At 65.6% G+C, this 22,574-nt stretch carries 22 protein-coding genes; 11 read left to right on the top strand and 11 right to left on the bottom strand.

What is annotated here, in order from left to right; all coding sequences use genetic code 11:
• Window positions 1-125: 125 nt before the first annotated feature.
• The 4 genes from hisN to IAQ70_RS12690 are packed head-to-tail and all read right to left on the bottom strand — an operon-like array spanning window position 126 to window position 4,023.
• Window positions 126-938, bottom strand: a complete 813-nt coding sequence (gene hisN / locus IAQ70_RS12675; protein WP_190989678.1) for a histidinol-phosphatase — start codon at window positions 936-938, stop codon at window positions 126-128.
• A gap of 54 nt (window positions 939-992) precedes the next feature.
• Window positions 993-2,108, bottom strand: a complete 1,116-nt coding sequence (gene rsgA / locus IAQ70_RS12680; RefSeq protein ID WP_190989679.1) for a ribosome small subunit-dependent GTPase A — start codon at window positions 2,106-2,108, stop codon at window positions 993-995.
• Entirely contained in the window at window positions 2,092-3,483 is a 1,392-nt protein-coding gene (aroA, locus tag IAQ70_RS12685; RefSeq protein WP_190989680.1) for a 3-phosphoshikimate 1-carboxyvinyltransferase, read from the bottom strand. Before aroA ends, rsgA begins: the two co-directional genes overlap by 17 nt.
• A 6-nt stretch (window positions 3,484-3,489) precedes the next feature.
• A complete protein-coding gene (locus tag IAQ70_RS12690) occupies window positions 3,490-4,023 on the bottom strand; it encodes a DoxX family protein (RefSeq protein WP_190989681.1) in 534 nt (177 codons plus the stop codon).
• Window positions 4,024-4,345: 322 nt separating this feature from the next.
• Between IAQ70_RS12690 and IAQ70_RS12695 the strand changes: the two genes are divergently transcribed.
• A complete protein-coding gene (locus IAQ70_RS12695) occupies window positions 4,346-5,176 on the top strand; it encodes a sigma-70 family RNA polymerase sigma factor (RefSeq protein WP_223860011.1) in 831 nt (276 codons plus the stop codon).
• Window positions 5,173-5,433 carry a mycothiol system anti-sigma-R factor gene (rsrA, locus tag IAQ70_RS12700; protein ID WP_190989682.1) on the top strand — a complete coding sequence of 87 codons (261 nt, stop codon included), beginning with the start codon at window positions 5,173-5,175 and terminating at the stop codon, window positions 5,431-5,433. The genes IAQ70_RS12695 and rsrA overlap by 4 nt, the downstream gene beginning before the upstream one ends.
• 134 nt (window positions 5,434-5,567) lie before the next feature.
• On the opposite strand, the gene IAQ70_RS23330 is transcribed toward rsrA, so the two are convergent.
• From IAQ70_RS23330 to IAQ70_RS12720, 5 genes are all read right to left on the bottom strand, one after another.
• Complete coding sequence (locus IAQ70_RS23330) at window positions 5,568-5,642, bottom strand: 50S ribosomal protein bL37 (RefSeq protein ID WP_369299106.1); 75 nt, start codon at window positions 5,640-5,642, stop codon at window positions 5,568-5,570.
• Between the two features lie 111 nt (window positions 5,643-5,753).
• Window positions 5,754-6,380, bottom strand: a complete 627-nt coding sequence (locus IAQ70_RS12705; RefSeq protein ID WP_190989683.1) for a PadR family transcriptional regulator — start codon at window positions 6,378-6,380, stop codon at window positions 5,754-5,756.
• Window positions 6,380-7,222: a DUF4097 family beta strand repeat-containing protein gene (locus tag IAQ70_RS12710; protein WP_190989684.1), complete on the bottom strand. Its 843-nt coding sequence runs from the start codon at window positions 7,220-7,222 to the stop codon at window positions 6,380-6,382. The genes IAQ70_RS12705 and IAQ70_RS12710 overlap by 1 nt, the downstream gene beginning before the upstream one ends.
• A gap of 189 nt (window positions 7,223-7,411) precedes the next feature.
• Window positions 7,412-8,011, bottom strand: a complete 600-nt coding sequence (locus IAQ70_RS12715; RefSeq protein ID WP_190989685.1) for a GDSL-type esterase/lipase family protein — start codon at window positions 8,009-8,011, stop codon at window positions 7,412-7,414.
• Window positions 8,012-8,131: 120 nt separating this feature from the next.
• On the bottom strand, window positions 8,132-11,929 hold the full coding sequence (locus IAQ70_RS12720; protein WP_190989686.1) for a multifunctional oxoglutarate decarboxylase/oxoglutarate dehydrogenase thiamine pyrophosphate-binding subunit/dihydrolipoyllysine-residue succinyltransferase subunit: 3,798 nt from the start codon (window positions 11,927-11,929) through the stop codon (window positions 8,132-8,134).
• 464 nt (window positions 11,930-12,393) lie between these two features.
• On the opposite strand from IAQ70_RS12720, the gene IAQ70_RS12725 reads away from it, so the two are divergent.
• From IAQ70_RS12725 to IAQ70_RS12745, 5 genes are all read left to right on the top strand, one after another.
• The gene (locus IAQ70_RS12725) at window positions 12,394-13,725 is read left to right on the top strand and encodes a hemolysin family protein (protein WP_190989687.1); all 1,332 of its coding nucleotides are present in this window, start codon (window positions 12,394-12,396) and stop codon (window positions 13,723-13,725) included.
• Window positions 13,722-14,792, top strand: coding sequence for a hemolysin family protein (locus tag IAQ70_RS12730; protein WP_190989688.1), 1,071 nt, complete (start codon window positions 13,722-13,724; stop codon window positions 14,790-14,792). The genes IAQ70_RS12725 and IAQ70_RS12730 overlap by 4 nt, the downstream gene beginning before the upstream one ends.
• Window positions 14,793-14,922: 130 nt before the next feature.
• Window positions 14,923-15,909, top strand: a complete 987-nt coding sequence (locus IAQ70_RS12735; RefSeq protein WP_190989689.1) for a metal ABC transporter solute-binding protein, Zn/Mn family — start codon at window positions 14,923-14,925, stop codon at window positions 15,907-15,909.
• On the top strand, window positions 15,906-16,721 hold the full coding sequence (locus IAQ70_RS12740; RefSeq protein WP_190989690.1) for a metal ABC transporter ATP-binding protein: 816 nt from the start codon (window positions 15,906-15,908) through the stop codon (window positions 16,719-16,721). Before IAQ70_RS12735 ends, IAQ70_RS12740 begins: the two co-directional genes overlap by 4 nt.
• On the top strand, window positions 16,721-17,596 hold the full coding sequence (locus IAQ70_RS12745) for a metal ABC transporter permease (protein WP_190989691.1): 876 nt from the start codon (window positions 16,721-16,723) through the stop codon (window positions 17,594-17,596). The genes IAQ70_RS12740 and IAQ70_RS12745 overlap by 1 nt, the downstream gene beginning before the upstream one ends.
• A gap of 30 nt (window positions 17,597-17,626) precedes the next feature.
• Here the strand turns inward: IAQ70_RS12745 and IAQ70_RS12750 are convergent, their stop codons facing one another.
• Window positions 17,627-18,115, bottom strand: coding sequence for a Fur family transcriptional regulator (locus tag IAQ70_RS12750; RefSeq protein WP_190989692.1), 489 nt, complete (start codon window positions 18,113-18,115; stop codon window positions 17,627-17,629).
• Between the two features lie 107 nt (window positions 18,116-18,222).
• On the opposite strand from IAQ70_RS12750, the gene IAQ70_RS12755 reads away from it, so the two are divergent.
• Window positions 18,223-18,879: an MBL fold metallo-hydrolase gene (locus IAQ70_RS12755; protein ID WP_190989693.1), complete on the top strand. Its 657-nt coding sequence runs from the start codon at window positions 18,223-18,225 to the stop codon at window positions 18,877-18,879.
• Window positions 18,880-18,883: 4 nt separating this feature from the next.
• On the opposite strand, the gene IAQ70_RS12760 is transcribed toward IAQ70_RS12755, so the two are convergent.
• Window positions 18,884-19,960 (bottom strand): PLP-dependent cysteine synthase family protein, encoded by a 1,077-nt coding sequence (locus tag IAQ70_RS12760; protein WP_190989694.1) that lies wholly within the window; start codon window positions 19,958-19,960, stop codon window positions 18,884-18,886.
• A gap of 107 nt (window positions 19,961-20,067) precedes the next feature.
• Here IAQ70_RS12760 and IAQ70_RS12765 point away from each other — a divergent pair, with 107 nt between their 5' ends.
• The 3 genes from IAQ70_RS12765 to IAQ70_RS12775 all read left to right on the top strand — a co-directional run bounded on the left by IAQ70_RS12765 (window position 20,068) and on the right by IAQ70_RS12775 (window position 22,566).
• Entirely contained in the window at window positions 20,068-20,922 is an 855-nt protein-coding gene (locus IAQ70_RS12765) for a sulfurtransferase (protein ID WP_190989695.1), read from the top strand.
• A gap of 61 nt (window positions 20,923-20,983) precedes the next feature.
• A complete protein-coding gene (locus tag IAQ70_RS12770; protein ID WP_317983654.1) occupies window positions 20,984-22,141 on the top strand; it encodes an NAD(P)-dependent alcohol dehydrogenase in 1,158 nt (385 codons plus the stop codon).
• Complete coding sequence (locus tag IAQ70_RS12775; RefSeq protein WP_190989696.1) at window positions 22,138-22,566, top strand: HIT family protein; 429 nt, start codon at window positions 22,138-22,140, stop codon at window positions 22,564-22,566. Before IAQ70_RS12770 ends, IAQ70_RS12775 begins: the two co-directional genes overlap by 4 nt.
• Window positions 22,567-22,574 lie beyond the last annotated feature (8 nt).

The raw sequence follows: 22,574 nt of genomic DNA on the forward strand, positions 1-22,574 counted from the left end.
AAAAGCCCGGCGAAATGTTAAGGCGTTTGTTACGGCTGTTTGAGCAACGGCGGTTTTGTCGAAGAAACGACGGCGGGCGCCCCCTGGGTGGAGGCGCCCGCCGTTGAATATTCGGAAGACAAGGTCTAAAGCAGGTCGTCCAGCTCCGGGTTCAGTCGTTTGAGTACCTCGGAGTGCAGGATGGAGTTGGTGGCCAGCGCGTTGCCCCCGAACGGCCCGTCCTGGCCTTCCAGCGATGTGAAACGCCCGCCGGCCTCGACCACGATGGGGACGAGGGCGGCCATGTCGTAGAGGTTCAGTTCCGGCTCGCAGGCGATGTCGACGGAACCTTCGGCCACCATGCAGTAAGACCAGAAGTCACCGTAGGCCCGGGTGCGCCAGACGTCCTCGGTCAGGCCCAGGAACTCGTCCAGGTTGCCGCGTTCCTTCCAGCCGCCCAGGCTGGAATAGGACAGGGACGCATCGGCGAGGTTGGACACATTCGAGACCCTGAGCCGGGTTGCTGCCGCGAGGGACTTGCCCATGTAGGCGCCGGCCCCCTTTGCGGCCCACCAGCGTTTGCCCAAGGCGGGCGCGCTGACCACGCCCACCACAGGTTCACCCTCGTCCACGAGTGCAATCAGGGTGGCCCAGACCGGGACGCCGCGGACAAAGTTCTTGGTGCCGTCGATCGGATCAATGATCCAGCGCCGGGAGCCGTGGCCGGAGCTGCCGAATTCCTCGCCGAGCACCGCGTCCCGGGGACGCGAGCGGGACAGCTGGCCGCGGATGGCCTCTTCGGCCGACTTGTCCGCGTCCGTGACCGGCGTCAGGTCAGGCTTGGTCTCGATGTGCAGGTCCAGCGCCTTGAAGCGGCTCATGGTCTGGTCATCCACGGAATCGGCCAGCACATGGGCCAGGCGCAGGTCATCGTTGTAGCTTGAAGCGGGTTGGATCATGCTTCCAAACTACCGTCTAACGGCCGCAGGGTTGGGGACCTCGGCGTCCGGGCGCTAGCTGATGCTGCCCAGTTCCTTGGTTTCCTGGCCTTCCAGCCGCGGGTCGGTGCCCAGCAGCCGCCGCAGGGAGGCCAGCCGGGCCGGCCCGGTGGGGCCGGCCTGCCCCTCGGCCACCCACGTGTCCAGCCCGCAGTTGACGGCGGCTGCGTTGTGTTTGCAGCCCCGCTCGCAGGCGTCCGTGCCCGGTTCCAGGTCCGGGAAGGACCGCAGGATCCGGTCCGCGTCCACATGGGCCAGACCGAACGAACGGATGCCCGGGGTGTCGATGATCCAGCTTCCGGCCGGTGCGCCTGCGAGTTTCAAGGCCAGCGCCGACGACGACGTGTGGCGGCCGCGGCCCGTCACCGCGTTCACGCCGCCGGTAGCCCGTTCGGCGCCGGTGAGTGCGTTGACCATGGTGGACTTGCCCACGCCGGAATGCCCCAGCATCACGGTGACTTTGCCGTCCAGGTAGGCGCGGAGCTGCGACACGGCGTCTATGTCCAGCCGGGCCGAAAGACCGTCGTCGGAGCGCGCATCGATGCCCGAGGCGGCGGAATCGGCTGTCCGGCTGATGATGACCGGAAAGTCCAGGTGCTCGTAGTTGGACAACAGTTCCGCCGGATCCTTGACGTCCGCCTTGGTGACGAGCAGCAGCGGTTCAATGCCGGCGTCGTACGCTGCCACCAGGGCGCGGTCGATGAATCCGGTGCGTGGCTCCGGGTTGGCGGCGGCCACCACCACAACCAGCTGATCGGCGTTGGCCACCACCGCACGCTCGATGGGGTCCGTGTCATCGGCGCTGCGTCGCAGCAGGGTGCGGCGGTCCTGAATGCGGACCAGGCGCGCCAGGGTGTCGGGATCCCCGGAGACGTCTCCGACGAGGGACACGAAATCTCCGGCCACCACGGGGGAGCGGCGCAGTTCACGGGCGCGCGCGGCGATGATGATCCGCTCGTCGCCCGAGTCCTCGCCCACGACGGCGGTGTAGCGGCCGCGGTCCACCGTGATGATCCGGCCTGTGACGGCGTCGTCGTGGCTGGGACGGTCCTTGGTGCGGGGCCGCGAGCCTTTTTTGCTGGGCCGGATCCGGACGTCGGACTCGTCCCACGAATCAGTGCTGCGGGCCACCGGTGTGACCTTCCATGCCCTCGGCGGGCGCTGCGCCTTGGGCCACCATGTCCGCCCACATCTGCGGAAATTCCGGCATGGTCTTGGCGGTGGTCCCGATGTCCTGCACTTCAATGCCCGGCACGGCCAAGCCCAGGATGGCCCCGGCGGTGGCCATCCGGTGGTCCGCGTAGCTGTGCACGACGCCGGCATGCAACGTGGCCGGGCGGATCACCAGGCCGTCCGTGGTCTCCTCGGCGTCGCCGCCGAGGCGGTTAATTTCGGTGACCAGGGCTGCCAGCCGGTCAGTTTCGTGGCCGCGCAGGTGGGCGATGCCGGTCAGCCGTGACGGACCACTGGCCAGCGCGCAAAGAGCTGCCACGGTGGGGGCGAGCTCGCTGGTTTCATCAAATTCCGCGCCCTTGATCTCGGCTCCGCCGGTGACGGTGAGGACGCCGTCAACCAGGCTGACGTCTGCGCCCATGTCTGCGAGGATGGTGCGCCACTGGTCGCCCACCTGGGTGGTTTCGGCAGGCCAGTCCGGGATCCTCACTGTCCCGCCGGAGGCCAGGGCCGCGGCCAGGAAAGGGCCTGCGTTGGAGAGGTCCTGTTCGATGCGCTGGTCAAAGGCGCGGATGGGGCCCGGGGCCACCACCCAGTGGTTTGGCGTGGAATCGTCCACGGAAACCCCGGCGCCGCGGAGGACAGCGACGGTCATATTGATGTGGTCCAGGCTTGGCACGGGGTTGCCCACATGCTCCAGGTGGAGTCCCTCGGTGAACCGCGCCCCCACCAGCAGGAGGGCCGAAACGAACTGTGATGACCCGCTGGCGTCGATGACCAGGTGGCCGCCGCGGACTTCGCCGGTGCCTTCAACGGTGAACGGCAGCGCGGAGGGGGTTCCGCCGTCGTCCGTTGTCAGGGCCACGCCGAGCGCCTGCAGCGCCTCGATGATGGCGCCCATCGGGCGCTTCCGTGCGTGGGGGTCGCCGTCGAAAACGCTGGCACCCTTCCGCAGCGCCGCCAGCGGCGGCACAAAACGCATCACCGTTCCGGCCAGGCCACAATCGATATGCGTGCGTGACGACGCCGCATCCTGGCTTAGCGGCGTAACCTCAAGGTCGGGCCCATAAGCGCCGTCCCCGGGCACCTCCGTGACGGTGGCTCCCAACTGGCGGAGGGCATCGATCATCAGGGCTGAGTCGCGGGAATGCAGGGGTGCCCGCAGGCGGGACGGGCCGTCAGCCAGCGCGGCCAGCACCAGGAACCTGTTGGTCAGCGATTTCGAACCCGGCACCGTGACGGTGGCGTTGATGGGACGGCTGGCAAACGGGGCAGGCCAGTTCGGGATGAGGTTGTCGGAACCGAGGGATGCTGGCGGGGTGGAACCGGTCATTCGGCCTTATGCCCCCGTTGCATGCACGGCGCGGCGCACAGCTTTGTCCGCCTCGTGGAGCTTCTTGCCCGTCGTCTTCCGGGCCTCCGCAGCAGTTTTCCGGGCATCAGCAGCAATGTGCTCGGCACGCCAGGCGAGGCCGGGCTTGCCGGCGGTGTCCACCGAGGCCAGCAGGGCGCCGCCGCTGAGGGAAACGTTCTTCAGCAGCTGGTTTCGGCGGGCTTCGCGGCCTGCCTTGGTGCTGATGTCAGCGCTGCGCCACTCCACGAACGTGTTCAGGAGAGAGATGACTGTCAGCACGGTGGCCGAAAGGCGGCTGAACTTGCCCAGCCCAAACAGCACGCCGGCCCCCACCTGGGTCCCGCCGATCACCCGGGCCAGCATCTTCTCGTCAGCCTGGAACGGCAGCGACGCGGCGGCCTTCTGCAGGAGCGGAGAGAGCTGCTGCGCGGTGTCGTCGGCGTTCTTCAGCTTGTCCAGTCCGGCGAGAACGAAACTGGAGGCCAGCATGGGCCGGGCAAGGGTGCGGACAAAGGACATGAATTTCCTCCTGGCTGGACGAACCGCGTCGAATGCGGCGAAGTCCGTTCTAGTCTTGCACTTTTGAGGAATATTTGCCCGCCAACCGCCGTTATGGATTTCAGGTCCGCCGAACACCGGCGGCAGTCGGTTTAGCTGGCCAGATACGTTGCCGGGAGCGCTGGCCTATCTCAAGTTGGCTTGAAAGAGAACGGAGTGGCCCTTGAGGTTGCTGAAAGACGGGCTGGAGACATCCGGTCCCCTCATACTGCAGGCTTTGGAATCAGATCCTCCGGAGTACGGGACGCCGCGCGCCAAGGCTGTCACAGTAGACTTGGGCGCAATGAGTACCGTGGATCCGGCCGTTGAGGCCATGTATGGGGCCCCGCAAAGCGGCGCCAAAACCAGCGGCGACGCCCGGTCCGGTTCGCCCGCGGCTGCGGCGCAAACGCCTGCGGCCGGGTCGGCAGCGCCTGTCCCTGAAACGGCAGCGTCTCCGGCGGCCGGGCCTGAACCAGTTGAATCCGGTTCGGATGAGCAGGCCGTGGACATAGCCACCGAGTCCACCGAGGAACGCCGCATCCGCTTCGAGCGTGACGCCATGCAGTACGTCGATCAGCTCTACTCGGCCGCCATGCGCATGGCCAGGAACCCCGCTGATGCCGAGGACCTCGTGCAGGAGGCCTACACCAAGGCGTTTTCCGCGTTCCACCAGTACAAGCCCGGTACCAACCTCAAGGCTTGGCTGTACCGGATCCTGACCAATACGTACATCAATCTGTACCGCAAACGGCAGCGCGAGCCGTTGCAGTCCAACTCGGACACCATCGAGGACTGGCAGCTGGCGCGGGCCGAGTCACACACCTCCCGCGGGCTGCGGTCGGCTGAGGCTGAGGCTCTGGACCATCTGCCGGACTCCGACGTCAAGCGGGCATTGCAGTCCATCCCCGAGGAGTTCCGCCTGGCGGTGTACTTTGCCGACGTCGAGGGCTTCGCGTACAAGGAAATTTCGGACATCATGAACACGCCAATCGGCACTGTGATGTCCCGGCTCCACCGCGGCCGGAAAATGTTGCGGGACCTGCTGGCGGACTATGCCGCCGATCGAGGATTCAAAGGCGCCGTCGAATCACAGGAAACGGCCGCGAGCACACAACAGGAGAACAGGAAATGAGCGACTGCCAAGGATTGGGCGACTGCGATGACACGCGGATGCAACGCATCTACGAGTACCTCGACGGAGCCTTGACCCGCGAGGACATTACCGAAATCAAGCACCATCTTGATGACTGTCCTGAATGCACCGAGCAGTATGACCTTGAGTGCGTCATCCGCAACATGGTCAAGCGCTCCTGCACTGAGGCTGCGCCGGACAACCTGAAGAACGCCATCCTGGACCGGATCCACGCCATCCGCCCGGTGGACGCCTGACACCGGAGTTAGGGACAGCGGCGGCTGCCTGAAACCGCGGCGGCCTGAACAGCGTTAGCAGGCAAAGACGAAGGACCCCGGAAGCCAGGTGGCTACCGGGGTCCTTCGCTTAAACCGTTACTCCAAGCATTGGCTTAGGTGTTGGGGCGCTTCCCGTGGTTCGCGCCGCCACGCTTACGGTCACGACGTTTACGTGCACGCTTGCTCATAGCTGGCCTCCTTAAATGTTGGTACTCAAAAGAGCTGCCCTCAAGTCTCCCACACCATGGGACACGCCGCGAAACGCGAAACGCCTCCCGTAGACATCGGTGACCTCCTGTTCAGCCCGGCATTCCGTCTGGCAGGGAGTTGCGGATGGAGATGCGCGCCTGATCAAGCACGGTCCTGACCGTTTCCAAGGTGACGGGACTCAGTGGCTGCCGGCTGGCCTGCAGCCGAAGTTCGACACGGAGATCGTCCCGGAACGCCTGGAGCAGCATTTCGGCCTCCTTGAGTTCGCGGATCCCTTCGGATGGCTGCCGGCTGCCGGCTTTCCTGAAGTCGGCGGCGCGGGCGGTGGACCGGGCTGCCTCGGCCGTGGCAGCCAGGTCTGCCCGCAGGCCGCGCATGTTGGCGCGGATGTCCGCGCGCAGGTTGTCCGCCAGCCGCCGGACCGAGGCGGAAATGTCATTTTCGACGCCGGCGAGTTCGTCCCGGCGCTTGTTCAGTTCTGCGAGCCCCGCTGCAGTGATGCGGTAGTTGGTGCGGCGGCCGGCTGTTTCGGTGGCAACCAGCCCTTCCTCCTCGAGCTTGCCCAGGCGCGGGTAGATGGTTCCTGCGCTGGGGGAGTAGGTGCCGCCAAACCGTTCACTGAGCGCCTTGATCAATTCATAGCCATGCTTAGGCCCGGATTCCAGCAGCGCCAGAAGGTACAGCCGAAGCGCACCATGGGCGAACACCGGGGGCATTAGTGCCCAGCTTCCGGCTCTTGCGCACCGTCGTTCCGGGCCGGCTGGCCGTGGAAGATGGACGTTTTGCCGGACACGGAATTGGTGCGGACCAGCATCAGTTTGCGGTCCGGGCCTGCGATGGTTTCCACCTTGCCGCCGGGCTGGGAGTACTGGCGATCGTCGATCACCACCACACCGCTGGCGGATTTCGCCACGATGTCCACGCCGACGTCGTGCGGCAACCGGATGGTGACATCGCCCGAAACGGAGTTGGCACCGAAATCGTTCGTGAAGCTGAGCAGGTCGAAGCTCATGTCACCGCTGACGGTATTGGCCCGGATGTTCGTGAACCGGCCGGAGGCCGTGACCTCGCCGGAGACACTCTTGGCGGTGAGGACGCCGTCGTGGTTCCGGGCGATGACCTCGCCGCTGACGGTATTGACGTGCAACTGACCGGAGGTCCCGTCCGCCATCACCGAACCGGACACGGTGTTGAGCCGGGTGTGCCCGCTGATGCCGGACACCAGGCCATCACCGCTGACCGTGCCGGCCTCCACCTCGACGCCGGCGGGCACGGCGATGCTGATGACCGCGGAATTGTTGCTGTTGTGGTTGACCGTGCCCATCAGGTTCTTGAACCAACCCTGCGGGCCGTGCAGCTGATGGCGGATTTCAAGCCTGCCGTCCGTCAGCGACACCGCGACAGGATCGCCCTGGACGTCGTTGATCTCGAGGCGGACCACGGAGTCCGCGTGGGTGACGATGTCGAATCTCCCGCGGACCATGCCGAGCTTCAGTGACTTGACGTCGTCGACGTCGATGACCTGCGGGCCGGTGACGGTCCAGCTGTTCTCTGACATGTATCCTCCAAAGCCGCGATATATCGTGATTGCTTACCTCACGGTATATCGGCGCACAGCGAAGGTCAAGATATATCGCGAATCCGGGAGCCGTCCCGGCAGAGAGTGAGAGAAGGTTGGCAAAAAACCCGCATGTAGTGACAGAAGGTTGGCAAAAAGCCCGCAGTAAGTGAGAGAGCGTTGGGCGGTTTACTCGGGGGTGTCGATCTTGAGCCACTGGAACCAGCCCCGATGCAGGACGAGCCAGGCCATCAGGCCGTACCCCGCCTGGCCCGGGGTCCCGCTGTTGGCGGCGAGGTCCTGGCGCCACTGCTCGTGGTTCAGCAGCGGCGAGAAGGTGTCCACATAGAGGTGCTTGCGCCGCGTGGTCACGTCCGCGAAGGCGGTGTTCAACTCGGCGAGGCGGCGGTTCTGGAGAGGGTCCAGGGTGGGCGGTGGCCCCACCACGAAGACCTCGATCCGGTTCTGCGACGCGGTATCCAGAATGTTGGCCAGGTTCAGGCGGCTGCGGGCGGTGGACAGGCCGAATTCGATGTCCCGGCCCGAAAGGCCGATCACCAGCCGGTTCTCGTGGGCGCCGCTGAACCGCCGCCCGGCTTCTTCCAGCCAGCGGGCGGCGAGCCCCTCGGTGCCTTCCTGGGGACAGGGGAGGGCGTAGCTTTCCATGGCCATGCCGTCCTGCGGAGTGCGGGCCAGTACACGGCCCAGCCAGCCATGCGCCCTGGGATCGCCCAGCCCGGCCAGCAGTTCATCTCCAACAGCTGCGAGCCGCAGCTTCCTGTCTTCCACAAGTCCCTCTTTACGTCCGTGCCGACTGACACCAGCCGGCGTGGCTATGGTTCATCCCATTAAACAGAACTGCCCGGCCGGAGTCTGGTATTTCGACGTCCGGCCGGGCAGCCATTGGTGTTACTTCCGTGCAAATGCCTGCTTCAGGAGCGTATCCTGCTCGACGGCGTGCCGCTTCATGGAGCCGGCGGCCGTGGCGGCCGAGGCGGGACGCGACACCAGGCGCACGCGCCGGTCGAGTGCGTCCGGCAGGTGCAGGCCCATGAACGGCCACGGGCCCTGGTTGGCGGGCTCGTCCTGTGCCCACACAACCTCGGCGTTCGGGTACTTGGCCAGTTCCGCCGCGATTTCCTCGTGCGGCAGCGGGTAGAGCTGCTCCACGCGGACAATTGCGGTGGTCTTGTCATCGGTCTTCTGCCGCGTGGACAGAAGATCGTAGTACAGACGCCCGGAGACCAGCAGTACGCGTTCGACGGCGTTGGCCGCCAGCTGCTCATGGTCACCGATGACGGGGCGGAAGCCGCCGGTGGTGAAGTCCTCCACCGACGAGGCGGCAGCCTTGAGGCGCAGCAGCTGCTTCGGGGTGAAGACGATCAGCGGCTTGCGCGGGCGGCTGTACGCCTGGCGGCGCAGCAGGTGGAAGTGCGATGCCGCCGTGGTGGGGTTGGCGACGATCATGTTCTCTTCGGCGCACATCTGCAGGAAGCGTTCGATGCGGGCCGACGAGTGGTCCGGGCCCTGGCCTTCGTAGCCGTGCGGCAGCATCAGGACGAGGGAGGAGCGCTGGCCCCACTTCTGTTCGGCCGAGGAGATGAACTCATCGATGATGGTCTGCGCGCCGTTGACGAAGTCACCGAACTGCGCTTCCCAGAGCACCAGGGCATCCGGGCGTTCCACGGAGTAGCCGTATTCGAAGCCCATGGCGGCGTATTCGGAGAGCAGGGAGTCGTAGATCCACAGCTTGGCCTGGTTGTCCGAAAGGTTGCCCAGGGGCAGCCACTCGTTGCCGTTGGCGCGGTCGTGGAACACGGCGTGGCGCTGCACGAACGTGCCGCGGCGCGAGTCCTGGCCGGCGAGCCGGACGGGAACGCCTTCCATGATCAGCGAGCCAAACGCGGCGATCTCGCCGAAGCCCCAGTCGATGCCGCCGTCACGGGACATCTGCTCACGCTTCTCGAGCAGCTGCTTGAGCTTGGCGTGGACCGTGAAGCCCTCGGGGATTTCGATGTGAGCCTGGCCGATTCGGGCCAGGGTCTCCGGAGAGATGGCAGTGGAGGCCGGGGCGTTCGTGCCGAAGTCTGCCTGCTGGGCGATGGGACGCTCAATGTCCGAGACGGCGGCCGAATCAGCGGTGATGATCGGGATCGGCGAGGTCTGGGCCGCGTGCGTTTCGGCGAAGACCCGTTCCAGCCGTTCCTGGTAGTCGCGGAGCAGCTGCTCTGCTTCTTCCTCGGTGATGTCGCCACGGCCGATCAGAGCCTCGGTGTACAGCTTGCGGACGGAGCGCTTGGCTTCGATCAGGTTGTACATCATGGGCTGGGTCATCGAGGGGTCGTCGCCCTCGTTGTGGCCACGGCGGCGGTAGCACACCATGTCGATCACGACGTCCTTGTGGAAGCGCTGACGGAACTCGTAGGCGAGCTGGCCGATGCGGACCACGGCCTCGGGATCGTCACCGTTCACATGGAATATCGGCGCCTGGATCATCTTGGCGACGTCCGTGGAGTAGGTGGACGAGCGCGAGGACGACGGTGCGGTGGTGAAGCCCACCTGGTTGTTGACCACCACGTGGATGGTGCCGCCGGTGCGGTAGCCGCGGAGCTGGGACAGGTTCAGCGTTTCGGCAACCACGCCCTGGCCGGCAAACGCAGCATCGCCGTGGACCATGATGGGCAGGACCGGGAAGGCCTCGCCCTGGTCCAAGCGGTCCTGCTTGGCGCGGACGATGCCTTCAAGCACGGAATCCACGGCCTCAAGGTGGGACGGGTTCGCGGCCAGGTAAACCTTGGTCTCGTTGCCGTTTTCCGAGGTGAACGTGCCTTCGGTGCCGAGGTGGTACTTCACGTCGCCGGAGCCCTGCACGGACCGGGGATCCTGGGTGCCCTCGAATTCACGGAACACCTGGGCGTAGGTCTTGCCGGCGATGTTGGTCAGCACGTTCAGGCGGCCGCGGTGGGCCATGCCGATCGCGACCTCGTCCAGTCCGTCGTCAGCGGCCTCCGAGATGACGGCGTCCAGCAGCGGAATCAGGGATTCGCCGCCTTCGAGGGAGAAGCGCTTCTGGCCAACGAACTTGGTCTGCAGGAAGGTTTCGAATGCTTCCGCAGCGTTAAGCCGGGACACAATGCGCAGCTGCTCTTCGCGGCTGGGCTTCGAGTACGGGTGCTCCAGCTGGTCCTGGAACCACTTGCGCTCTTCCGGCTCCTGGATGTGCATGTATTCGATGCCCGTGGTGCGGCAGTAGGCGTCGCGGAGCACGCCGAGGATGTCCCGGAACTTGAGCATGGGAGCGCCGCCGAAACCGCCGGTGGGCCACTCGCGGTCCAGGTCCCAGAGGGTCAGTCCGTAGGTGAGGACGTCCAGGTCCGGGTGCTTGCGCTGGACGTACTCCAAAGGATCGGTGTCCGCCATCAGGTGGCCGCGCACACGGAAGGAGTGGATCAGCTGCTGGATCCGGGCAACCTTGTTGATTTCGTCGGCGGGGTCAACCTGCAGGTCAGGGCTCCAGCGGACGGGCTCGTACGGGATGCGCAGGGACTCAAAGATTTCGTCGTAGAAGTTCTGCGCGCCGAGGAGCAGCTGGTGCACCAGCTTGAGGAACTCGCCGCTGCCGGCACCCTGGATGACGCGGTGGTCATAGGTTGAGGTCAGCGTGAGGACCTTGCTGATGGCGTTCTGCGCGATGATCTTTTCGCTCGCGCCCTGGAACTCGGCGGGGTAGTCCAGTGCGCCCACGCCGATGATGGCAGCCTGGCCCTTGGACAGGCGCGGCACGGAGTGGACGGTGCCGATGCCGCCGGGGTTGGTCAGGGAGACCGTGGTGCCCGAGTGGTCATCAGCGGTCAGCTTGCCGTTGCGGGCCCGCTTGATCAGGTCCTCGTAGGTGTGCCAGAACTCGGAGAAGTTGAGGGTCTCCGCCTTCTTGATGTTCGGCACCATCAGCAGGCGGGTGCCGTCCGGCTTGGGCATGTCAATGGCAATGCCGAAGTTGACGTGCGCCGGCTGGACAGCCACGGGCTTGCCGTCGATTTCGTCGTAGTAGACGTTCATGGAAGGGAACTGCGCCAGCGCCCGGATCACGGCGTAGCCGATCAGGTGGGTGAAGGAAACCTTGCCGCCGCGTGCCCGCGCCAGATTGGAGTTGATGACCAGGCGGTTGTCGATCAGCAGCTTGGCGGGAATGGCCCGGACGCTGGTGGCCGTGGGAACCTCAAGGCTGGTGATCATGTTCGTGGCGATGGCCTTGGCCGGGCCGCGAAGGACGGAAACGACATTCTCTTCCGGGGCGGTGGGCGCCTTGAGGTTCTTGGGCAGCTGCGCCGGGATGGGCTGGACGGAGCTGCCGGGCTCGGCCTTCTTCGCGCCGTCGCGGGCGACCGTAGCGGGGGCTTTCTGTGCCGCTGCGGGAGCGGCCGCCGGTGCTGCAGGCTGTGCCGCCGGCGCCGGTGCCGGGGCAGATGCAACAGGCGCCGCAGCCGGAGCTACGGCAGGCATTTCACGAGTGGCGGGGTTGGCTGCGACGGCTGCCGAGCTCCCGTTGGAAGACGATTCGCTGCCCGAGTCGAAGGATTCGAACAGGGGCCACCACTTGGTGTCCACCGTGTTCTTGTCCTTTTGGTATTGCTCGTACAGTTCGTCAACGAGCCACTCGTTTCCGCCAAATTCCTCTGGTAGACGGTGGCTAGGCTGCTCTGGCACTTGAAATACGCCTCTTCCATGAGTTTGATGTCCCTCTGGCCGCCACGTGCCTCAGCACAACAATCGAACCAGTTTCTGCGTCCTGAACCCGGACCTTTGCCAGTCTAATGAGCATTCTGTGTTAACTGCCAATAACGGTGACTCAAATCATGGAATGACATGGAGATCGCGAAATGTGGCGAAAGCCGGGGCCACGCGGAAGGCGCAATCCGCTCCTGTAGACTGAACTTCTTATGGACAGTAAATCTAGGTGCCGGCCTGGGGGCTGTCAGCGGAGCATGAACCACAGCTTCGCGCAGTCCACCCGCAGAGCCGGCAAACCCCGAACACGCGCCCATCGCTCCCCCTCGGTACATTCCGGCGGAGCCTTTATGGAAACAGAGTCCGCTTCGGCCGACCATCCTCCGCCGGGCAGTTTCCCCCGGATTCACTCCGCTTTCCCCGACCTTCAGGCGGGATGCTGAATGGAGTGGTTGCTCCTCGCGGCAGGCCTCCTGCTGATCGCCGGCACAGGATTTTTTGTCGCCGTCGAATTTTCCCTGATTGCCCTTGACCAGGCCACAGTCCAGAAGGCCATCGACAACGGTGACACCGGTGCCGTGCCCCTGCTCAAGTGCCTGAAATCCCTCTCAACCCAGCTATCCAGCTGCCAGCTCGGCATCACCCTCACCACGCTCCTTACCGGCTACGTGATGGAACCGTCAGTGGGGCGGCTCCTCGAAGGTCCGCTGGCCGCCGTCGGAATTCCCGCCGTCGCTGCCGCTTCTGTTTCGCTGATCATTGCCATGGCGCTGGCCACGCTGCTGTCCATGCTCCTCGGTGAACTGGTGCCGAAGAATATGGCCATCGCGCTGTCCTTCCCGGTTGGCAGGGCGCTGGCGCGGCCGCAGCTGATTTTTACGGCCATCTTCAAGCCCGCCATCGTGCTGCTGAACGGCTTTTCCAACAAGGTCCTCAATGTCTTCGGCCTTGAAGCCAAGGAGGAGATTTCCGGTGCCCGGACGCCGGCGGAGCTTGCCTCCCTGGTGCGGCGCTCCGCCGCCATGGGAACGCTCGACGCCGGTACGGCCAACTTCGTGGCGCGGACCCTGAACTTCTCGGCCCGGACCGCCGCCGATGTGATGACGCCCCGCATCCGGGTGGAAACCATCGACGCCGACCAGCCGGTTTCGGATATCCTGGACGCCGCACGGCGCACCGGGTACTCCCGCTTTCCCGTCATCGGCGACTCCGCCGACGACATCAAAGGCCTGGTCCACGTCAAGAAGGCAGTGGCCGTGCCGTGGGACCGGCGCGCCAACCTGGAGGCGGGCGCCATCATGACCGATGTCCTCAGGGTGCCGGAGACCATCCATCTGGATGCGCTCCTGGCCGAGCTGCGCGAAGGAAACCTGCAGCTCGCCGTCGTGCTCGATGAATACGGCGGAACCGCCGGCATCACCACCCTCGAGGACCTCGTGGAGGAAATCGTGGGCGAGGTGGCCGACGAGCACGACAAAGTCCGGCCCGGACTGCTTCAGAGCGCCTCCGGGGACTGGTATTTCCCCGGGCTGCTGCGGCCCGACGAACTTTTCGAACAGATTCCGGGACTCACTGTCCCGGATGAGGCCGCCTACGAGACCGTTGGCGGGTATGTCATGAGCGAATTGGGCCGTATCGCTGCAGTCGGCGATACCGTCCCGGTTGGTGGCGGCACGCTGAGCGTGACACGCATGGACGGCCGGCGGATCGAACGGATCTGCTTCCACCCAGTTGCTCCTGAGCCTGGGCACACGGATGACAGGAGCACGCCTTGAGTGACTGGGCAGGCATAGCCTGGCTGGTGGTCCTCCTGCTGGGCAATGCGTTCTTTGTCGGCGCCGAGTTTGCCGTGATGTCAGCGAGGCGCAGCCAGATCGAACCCCTCGCGGACGCCGGTTCCAAACGGGCACAGACCACCTTGCGGGCCATGGAGAATGTCTCGCTGATGCTGGCTTGTGCGCAGTTGGGCATTACCGTCTGCTCGCTGCTGATCCTGCAGGTGGCCGAACCCGCCATCCACCACCTGATGGCTGCTCCGCTGGAAGCTGTGGGGCTGCCGGTCGAGGCAGCCGATGTGCTGGCGTTTGCCATTGCGCTGATGGTGGTTACTTTTCTGCACGTGACGTTTGGGGAGATGGTGCCGAAGAACATCTCGGTATCGGTGGCGGACAAGGCTGCCTTGCTGCTCGCCCCGCCGCTGATGTTCGTGGCCCGGCTGGTGAACCCGGTCATTTTCGTGCTGAACTGGTCCGCCAACCACATCCTCAAACTCCTGCGGATTGAGCCCAAGGATGAGGTGAACTCGTCCTTCACGCTCGAAGAGGTCCAGTCGATCGTGCAGGAATCCACCCGTCACGGGCTCGTGGATGACGATGCCGGCCTCATCACAGGTGCCCTGGAGTTTTCCGAATATACGGCGGCGGACATCATGGTGCCGGTGGAGAAGCTGGTCATGCTGAGAGAGGCCACCACGCCCGTGGAGTTCGAAAAGGCTGTCAGCCGGACGGGCTTCTCCAGGTTCCCGATGGTGGACGGGGACGGCATGCTTTCGGGCTACCTCCACGTGAAGGATGTGTTGTCGATTCCGGATGAGGACTACCAGCACCCCATCGCGGAGAGCCGGATCCGCTCGCTGGCCAACCTGGCTTTGGGCGACGAAGTTGAAACGGCCATGTCGGTCATGCAGCGCACCGGTTCGCACCTTGCCCGCGTCATTGGCGCAGACGGACAGACCCACGGAGTCCTGTTCCTGGAAGACGTCATTGAACAGCTCGTAGGGGAGATCCGGGACGCCACCCAGGCCACCGGCATCAGACGGCTCGGCCAGCCCAACGGCAGCTAGCCGCCGGTCTTGGACAGCCGGGCCGGGGACATGGGTTCCCGGCCCGGCTTATCTAAATAGGAATCATTCCCATTTAGCGTTAGAATTTCGGGAGTCGCAAAAAGTCCATCCCCTTTGATCTGAGGTTTCCGTGCGCCACCCCGCTGCCATCCGAACATCCATCGCGGCCCTCGCGGGCTTCAGCCTTTTGCTGACTGCGTGCGGCACAGCCGGCGGCACGCCGTCGGCGTCTCCGGGTACTGATGACTCACCGGGGATCATCAACGTTGTGGCGTCCACCGACGTTTACGGGGACATCGCCGGCGTGATCGGCGGTGACAAGGTCAACGTCACGGCCATCATCACCAAGACGAGCCAGGACCCGCATTCCTATGAGGCCACAGCACAGGACCGGTTGGCGGTCTCCAAAGCGGAACTGGTGATCGAGAACGGCGGGGGCTACGACGGCTTCCTCCACAAGATGGCCGATGACAGCAATATCGGGCACGGCAACATCCTGACCGCCGTGGAAGTGGCCGGCCTGGCGCCGGAGGAAGGCCACACCGAGTCGGCCGCCGCCGATGATACGCACGATCATCAGCACGGCGCATTCAACGAACATGTCTGGTACAGCCTGGATGCCATGGGCAAGCTGGCCGATTCCCTGGCAGCCAAAATGGGTGAACTGGAACCCGGATCAGCCGCCCAGTTCACCGCCAACGCCGCAGCCTTCAAATCAAGCGTGGATGGACTGAATGACAGGCTCGCCGCGCTGAAGGCCAAGGCGGCCGGCGCACCCGTCGCCGTGACTGAACCGGTTCCGATGTATCTCCTTGAAGCCGCCGGGCTGGAAAACCGGACACCGGAGGACTACACGGCCGCGATCGAGGAAGGCTCCGACGTGCCGCCGGCTGTGTTGAAGGCCGCCACCGAACTGGCAGGATCCGCGGACATCAGGTTCCTTGCCTACAACGAACAGACAGAGGGGCCGCAGACGGAGGCGCTGAAGAAAGCAGCCGAAGCGGCGGGCGTCCCGGTGCTCGACTTCAGCGAAACCCTGCCCGAAGGCAAGACGTACCTGCAGTGGATGACGGACAATGTGGACAACGTCAGCAAAGTTTTGGAGAAAAATAGTTGAAACCGGTGGTGAGCCTCCGCGGGGCGTCCCTGCAGTTCGGCAAACGCACGCTCTGGGAGGGTCTCGACCTGGACATCAGGCCCGGCGAGTTCTTCGCGGTGCTGGGCCCGAACGGCAGCGGGAAGACCAGCTTCCTCAAGGTCCTGCTGGGCCTGCAGGACCTGCAATCCGGCACCGCGACCCTGGGCGACCGGCCGGTGGAACGCGGGAGCAGCCTGATCGGCTACATCCCGCAGCAGAAGTCGTTTGCTCCGGACACCCCCATGCGGGCCCGCGACCTGGTGGGGCTCGGGGTGGACGGGCACCGCTGGGGCATGCGGCTGGGCATGTCCCGGGTCAACCGCAGGATTGATGAACTCCTCGAACTGGTGGGCGCCACGGACTACGCCAAGGTTCCGGTAGGGCAGCTCTCCGGGGGCGAGCAGCAGCGTCTCCGCGTGGCCCAGGCTCTGGCCACCGACCCCAAGGTCCTTCTGTGCGACGAACCCCTGTTGTCCCTGGACCTGCACCACCAGCAGGCCGTCAGCGCCCTGATCAACACGCAGTGCCATGAGCAGAACAGCGCCGTGGTGTTCGTCACCCATGAAATCAACCCGGTCATCGATTACGTTGACCGGGTGCTGTACCTCGCCGGCGGCCGCTTTATGGTGGGAACCCCGGAGGAAGTCATGACCACGGAGGTCCTCTCCGAACTCTATGGCAGCCACGTCGAAGTCATCCACGCGAACGGGCGCATCGTCGTCGTCGGCCTGCCCGACGCCACCACGCACCACCACGCCGATGTCCATGCAACGGCGGGGGAGGTGGCCTGATGGATGCGGACAGTATCATCGCAGCGATCTTCAGCTTCGAAAACTATGGCGAACTCCTGGTCCTGGTCCAGAACTCCATTTGGGCCGGTGCCGTCCTGGGACTCCTGGGCGGCCTGGTGGGCACCTTCGTGATGAAGCGCGACTTGGCTTTCGCCGTCCACGGCATCTCCGAACTGTCCTTCGCCGGCGCAGCCTTCGCGCTGCTGATCGGCGCCGACATTGTGTTCGGCTCCCTGATCGGTTCGGTGGCGGCGGCGTTCCTCCTGGGTGTGATGGGGGTCCGGGCGCGGGACAAGAACTCCATCATCGGGGTGATCATGCCCTTCGGACTGGGCCTGGGCATCCTGTTCCTGTCCCTCTACCAAGGCCGCGCCGCCAACAAATTTGGCCTCCTGACCGGACAGATCGTCTCCGTGGACACGGTCCAGCTGCAGGTCCTCGCCGGCGCTGCCGTGGTGGTCATCGCCGCGCTCGTGCTCATCTGGCGGCCGCTGAACTTCGCCAGCGTGGATCCTGAACTGGCCGAGGCCCGCGGCGTGCCCGTCCGGACCCTGGCGATCGTGTTTATGCTGCTGCTGGGTGTGAGCGTGGCGCTGTCGATCCAGGTGGTGGGTGCGCTGCTGGTGCTGGCATTGCTCATCACGCCGGCGGCGGCCGCCCTGCGCGTGACGTCCTCGCCCGTGGCCCTGGTAGTCCTCAGCGTGATCTTTGCCGTCACCGCCACGGTGGGCGGAATCCTGCTTGCCCTGGGCGGGCGCATCCCGATCAGCCCCTACGTCACCACCCTGTCATTCCTGATCTACGTGGTGTGCCGGGCGATCGGCGGCACCCGTGCGAAAAAGGGCATCAACGGGCGGCTGGTGCACGCCCGCTGATGCTGTAAATTGCCGGGTGCGCCGAAGCCGTCAGAGTTTGCCGGCGGCCCGGAGTGCTGTGCAGTCCGGGCAGAGCCCGAAGATTTCCACGGTGTGCGCCACCTCGGTATAGCCGTGTTCGGCGGCGGTCCTGGCCGCCCAGGTTTCCACCGCCGGGGCCTCGACCTCCACGGCCTTGCCGCAGTTGCGGCAGAGCAGGTGGTGATGGTGCCCGGTCACGGCGCAGCGGCGGTAGACGGCCTCCCCATCGCCGTTGCGCAGCACGTCCACCAGGCCGTCGTCGGCGAGGGACTGCAGGATCCGGTAGGCCGTTGCCAGGGATACCGAGACGCCTTTGTTCTGCAGGATGCGGTAGAGCTCCTGGGTGCTGACGAAGTCGTCCAGATCGTCCAGGGCGGTGCTGACGGCCACGCGCTGCTTGGTGACGCGCTGCTCCTTGCCGGCGCTGGATCCGGCCCCGGTAACGGCGCCGGAGGAAGCGCTCGACGGCGTCGCGTCAGCTTTGGTGCCGAACGGCATGGAGATACTCGCTTCCCTGAGGGACGATGGCAATCATCAAGATTACCAGCCGGCGCCGCGCGGCCGGGCCCCTTGGAAGTCCCGGAGCCGGAACCTAGGCTGGCGCTATGAAGCTGACAAAATACACCCACGCCTGCGTCCGGCTCGAAAAGGATGAAAAGGTCCTGGTGCTCGATCCGGGAACATTTTCCGAGACCGCCGAAGCCCTGGATGGAGCGCATGCCGTGCTCATCACCCATGAGCACCCTGATCACGTGGACGTCCCGGCCATGACCCGGGCACTCGGAACCGATGCCGGCCTGGCCGTGTTCGCCCCGGCCGGCGTCGCTGCCACCCTGCGGGAGGAAGAGCCGCAGGCAGCTGACCGGATCCACGCGGTTGAGCCCGGCTCCACGTTTGACGCCGCCGGTTTCAACGTCCGCAGCTTCGGCGGCCAGCACGCGCTGATCCATCCCCAGATTCCCATGGTGGCAAACATCGGCTACCTCGTGGATGGCAACGTCTACCACCCGGGGGACTCCTTCATCATCCCGGACGGCCTCAGCGTCCAGAGCCTCCTGGTCCCCATCCACGCTCCGTGGAACAAGGTGGGGGAAGTGGTGGACTTCGTGATCGGCGTCCGGGCGCCGCGTGCCTTCCAGATCCACGACGGGCTGCTGAACGAGACGGGCCTGAAAATGGTGGAAGGGCACGTCGCCCGCCTGGGCGGAAAATACGGCACTACGTTCACGCACCTCTCCCCGCGGGAATCGGTGGAGGTCTGATCGGCTACGCGTTCCAGCTGCCGGTCTCGAAAAACCGGCGGATGACGTCTTCGTGCGGCCGAGGGTCCAGGTCCTGGCTCGAGAGCCATTCGGGATTGTAGTAGTTGCCCGCATAGCGGTCGCCGCCGTCGCACATCAACGACACGATGCTGCCGCGCTCTCCTTCGGCGACCATGCCTGCCACCAGTTGCCAGACACCCCACAGGTTGGTGCCGGTGGAGGGCCCGGCGTGCAGGCCGGCGAGGGTGTGCAGGTGCCGCATGGCTGCGATGGAGGCGGCATCGGGAACCTGGATCATGTGGTCGATGACAGCGGGCACAAAGCTCGGCTCCATCCGCGGGCGGCCGATGCCCTCGATGCGTGAGGGCAGGCCGGTGGCTCCAGCCGAACCGTTCAGCCAGCCGGGGTAAAACGCTGAATTCTCGGGGTCCACCACCGCAAGGCGGGTGTAGTGGCCGCGGTAGCGCAGGTAGCGCCCGATGGTCGCACTGGTGCCGCCCGTCCCGGCACCCACGACGATCCAGCGGGGGATGGGGTGGTCCTCCAAGGCCAGCTGCCCAAAGATGGACTCCGCGATGTTGTTGTTGCCACGCCAGTCCGTGGCCCGCTCGGCGTAAGTGAACTGGTCCATGTAGTGGCCGTTGGACGTGGCCGCTGCTGCCGCCGCCGCGGCATAAACTTCGGAGGCATGCTCAACCAACAGGCATGAGCCGCCGAACTGTTCGATCAGTTCGATCTTCTCCGGGCTGGTGGTGCGGGTCATGACTGCGACGAACGGCAAGCCCAGGAGCTGGGCGAAGTAGGCTTCCGAGACCGCGGTGCTGCCGCTTGATGCCTCCACGATGGTGGTACCTTCGCGGATCCAGCCATTGACCAGGCCGAAGAGGAACAGCGAGCGGGCCAGCCGGTGCTTGAGGCTCCCCGAACGGTGCGTGGACTCGTCCTTGAGGTAGAGCTGGACGCCCCAGTGCTCAGGGAGCGGCACTGAGTACAGGTGGGTATCAGCGGACCGGTTGCTTTCGGCTTTGACTTTCCTGATGGCCTCATCAGCCCATGCCCGGTCCGCGCGTGCGTTCTTCACCGGACCACTCTAGCTGCGGGCGGGGCGCCCGGCCCTTCCTGCCGGGCGCCCCGCCGCAGCTAGAGTTGGAGCAGCAGCTGAACCAGGCACAATAACCAAGGAGCACCATGGGCCCGTTGATGGATGTCCCGGCCCTGCAGGCGATACTGGCAGCCGGCCAACGCACGGTGCTGCTCGACGTCCGGTGGGCTCTGGGGGACCCGCATGGCCGGGACCATTACCTTGAGGGGCACCTCCCCGGCGCTGTTTTTGTGGATCTTGCCACGGAACTTGCGGCACCGGCAGCTCCGGCACGCGGACGGCATCCTTTACCGCCGGCGTCGGAATTCCAGGCCGCCGCCAGGCGCTGGGGAATCAACGCCGGCGACGTTGTGGTGGCGTACGACAACAGCGGCAACATGGCAGCGGCCCGCGCCTGGTGGATGCTGCGCAGTGCGGGCTTCCCGGACGTCCACCTGCTCGACGGCGGCCTGGCCGCCTGGCAGGGCGCCGGGCTGCCGCTGGAATCCGGACCCGTTGACGCCGTGCCGGGCGATGTTTCCTTCACCGGGGTGGGCATGCCGGCCATTGACCTGGCTGCAGCCGCGGGCTGGGCGGGCACCGGCATCCTGCTGGATGCCCGGGCCGAAGAGAGGTACCGCGGCGATTTCGAACCCGTCGACCCGCGCGCGGGGCACATTCCAGGCGCCCTGTCCGCCCCGACGACGGAGAACCTGGACGGGTCCGGGCGTTTCCTGCCGGCGGCGGAGCTGAGGCGACGGTTCGAGGATCTGGGCATTCGGGGCGACGTCCCGGTGGCCGTGTACTGCGGTTCCGGCGTGACTGCCGCCCACGAAGTGGCGGCCCTGGAAATCGCAGGGTTCCGTGCCGCACTGTATCCCGGCTCCTTCTCAGAATGGTCCAACAACCCCGACCTTCCTGTGGCCACCGGAAGCGCTCCGGGCACACCCGCAGGAACATGACGGGCCGGCGTGGCGCGCGCCAAGTGGAAAAGCCCGGGCCTGCGGGGGTAGCGTCGCAGGTATGACCCCAGGACGCCCCGTACCGCCGCCCCTTGCCCGCCCGGTGTTGCCCGCCGATACTCCTGTTCCCGATTCCGGCGCCGGCCTGATGGCGGCCGCGTACGGCGCCGTCTCCGCGGAAAGCGGTTTGGTGCCCCTGACGCTGGCCCGCCGCGCGCCTAAAGCGGACGACGTGGAGATAGCCATCGAATTCTGCGGCCTGTGCCATTCGGACGTGCACGCCACCCGCGGTGAATGGGGTGCCCAGAATTATCCGTTGGTGCCGGGCCACGAAATCGTCGGAACCGTCAACCGGGTGGGCTCAGCCGTGGAGGACTTCGCCCCCGGCGACCGGGTGGGCGTGGGGTGCATGGTTGACTCCTGCCGCGAATGCGACAGCTGCCTGGAAGGCCTGGAGCAGTACTGCGAAAACGGCATGACCGGAACCTATGGGGGCAAGGATTCGCGGAACGGCGGCGCGATCACCCAGGGCGGCTATTCGTCCTCCGTGGTGGTGGACAGCCGCTACGTGGTGCGGGTGCCCGCGAACCTTGACCCGGCCGCCGTCGCACCTTTGCTCTGCGCCGGAGTCACCACCTTCTCCCCGCTGCGCCATTTCGACGTCGAAGAAGGCGACGTGGTGGGCGTGGTGGGCCTCGGCGGGCTCGGGCACATGGCCGTGAAGCTCGCCAAGGCCATGGGGGCCGCGGTCAAGGTCTTCACCACTTCCGAAGCCAAGGTGCCGGCAGCCCTGGAACTCGGCGCTGACGAGGTCATCCTGTCCCGGGACGAGGACGCCATGGCCGCTGCCAACCGCAGCATCGACCTCATCATCGACACTGTGGCCGCGCCGCACGACCTGAACCCGTACTTCCGCACCCTGCGAGTGGACGGTGCGCTGTTCCAGCTGGGGCTGCCCGCTGAGGCGATGCCTCCGGTCAACCCCAGGTCGTTGATGCGGCGGCGGCTGGCATACTCCGGCTCGATGATCGGCGGCATTGCCGAAACACAGGAGATGCTGGACTTCTGCGCAGAACACAATCTGATGGCAGACATCGAAATGGTGTCCGCGGACCAGCTGAATGAGGCCTACCGCCGAATGGTGGCGGGCGATGTCAAATACCGCTTTGTGCTGGACACCAGCACCCTGCAGGCCCCGGCCGAGGAGGCAGACGCATGAGCACCCTGTTCACCAAGATCATCAACGGCGAGATCCCCGGACGCTTCGTGTGGCGCGAGGCGGACGTCGCGGCGTTCCTGACCACGGGCCCGCTGGCCGACGGACACACCCTGGTGGTACCCACCGAAGAGGTGGACCGCTGGACCGATGCTTCACCGGAAACCCTCGCGAAGGTGATGGAAGTGGCCCGGCGGATCGGGGCCGTCCAGCTGGACATTTTCCCCGCCGAGCGGGCCGGCCTGATCGTGGCCGGGTACGAGATCAACCACCTCCACGTCCATGTGTGGCCGTCACGGAGCATGGCCGACTTCGACTTCGCCTCGGCGGACCACAACCCCGACCCGGCAGTGCTGGACGCGAACGCAGAGAAGCTGCGCGCAGGGCTCCGGGCCGCGGGTTACACGGAGTTTGTTCCGGCGAGTTAAGCGGACGC

The organism is Pseudarthrobacter sulfonivorans (assembly GCF_014712225.1).
GTDB classification, from domain to species: Bacteria; Actinomycetota; Actinomycetes; order Actinomycetales; family Micrococcaceae; genus Arthrobacter; species Arthrobacter sulfonivorans.

Bases quoted from the DNA above. Each gene is read 5' to 3' on its own strand.
- hisN (WP_190989678.1), bottom strand. From the start codon at position 938: ATGATCCAACCCGCTTCAAGCTACAACGATGACCTGCGCCTGGCCCAT.
- aroA (WP_190989680.1), bottom strand. From the start codon at position 3,483: ATGACCGGTTCCACCCCGCCAGCATCCCTCGGTTCCGACAACCTCATC.
- IAQ70_RS12690 (WP_190989681.1), bottom strand. From the start codon at position 4,023: ATGTCCTTTGTCCGCACCCTTGCCCGGCCCATGCTGGCCTCCAGTTTC.
- IAQ70_RS12695 (WP_223860011.1), top strand. From the start codon at position 4,346: ATGAGTACCGTGGATCCGGCCGTTGAGGCCATGTATGGGGCCCCGCAA.
- rsrA (WP_190989682.1), top strand. From the start codon at position 5,173: ATGAGCGACTGCCAAGGATTGGGCGACTGCGATGACACGCGGATGCAA.
- IAQ70_RS12705 (WP_190989683.1), bottom strand. From the start codon at position 6,380: ATGCCCCCGGTGTTCGCCCATGGTGCGCTTCGGCTGTACCTTCTGGCG.
- IAQ70_RS12710 (WP_190989684.1), bottom strand. From the start codon at position 7,222: ATGTCAGAGAACAGCTGGACCGTCACCGGCCCGCAGGTCATCGACGTC.
- IAQ70_RS12725 (WP_190989687.1), top strand. From the start codon at position 12,394: ATGGAGTGGTTGCTCCTCGCGGCAGGCCTCCTGCTGATCGCCGGCACA.
- IAQ70_RS12745 (WP_190989691.1), top strand. From the start codon at position 16,721: ATGGATGCGGACAGTATCATCGCAGCGATCTTCAGCTTCGAAAACTAT.
- IAQ70_RS12750 (WP_190989692.1), bottom strand. From the start codon at position 18,115: ATGCCGTTCGGCACCAAAGCTGACGCGACGCCGTCGAGCGCTTCCTCC.
- IAQ70_RS12755 (WP_190989693.1), top strand. From the start codon at position 18,223: ATGAAGCTGACAAAATACACCCACGCCTGCGTCCGGCTCGAAAAGGAT.
- IAQ70_RS12765 (WP_190989695.1), top strand. From the start codon at position 20,068: ATGGGCCCGTTGATGGATGTCCCGGCCCTGCAGGCGATACTGGCAGCC.
- IAQ70_RS12770 (WP_317983654.1), top strand. From the start codon at position 20,984: ATGACCCCAGGACGCCCCGTACCGCCGCCCCTTGCCCGCCCGGTGTTG.
- IAQ70_RS12775 (WP_190989696.1), top strand. From the start codon at position 22,138: ATGAGCACCCTGTTCACCAAGATCATCAACGGCGAGATCCCCGGACGC.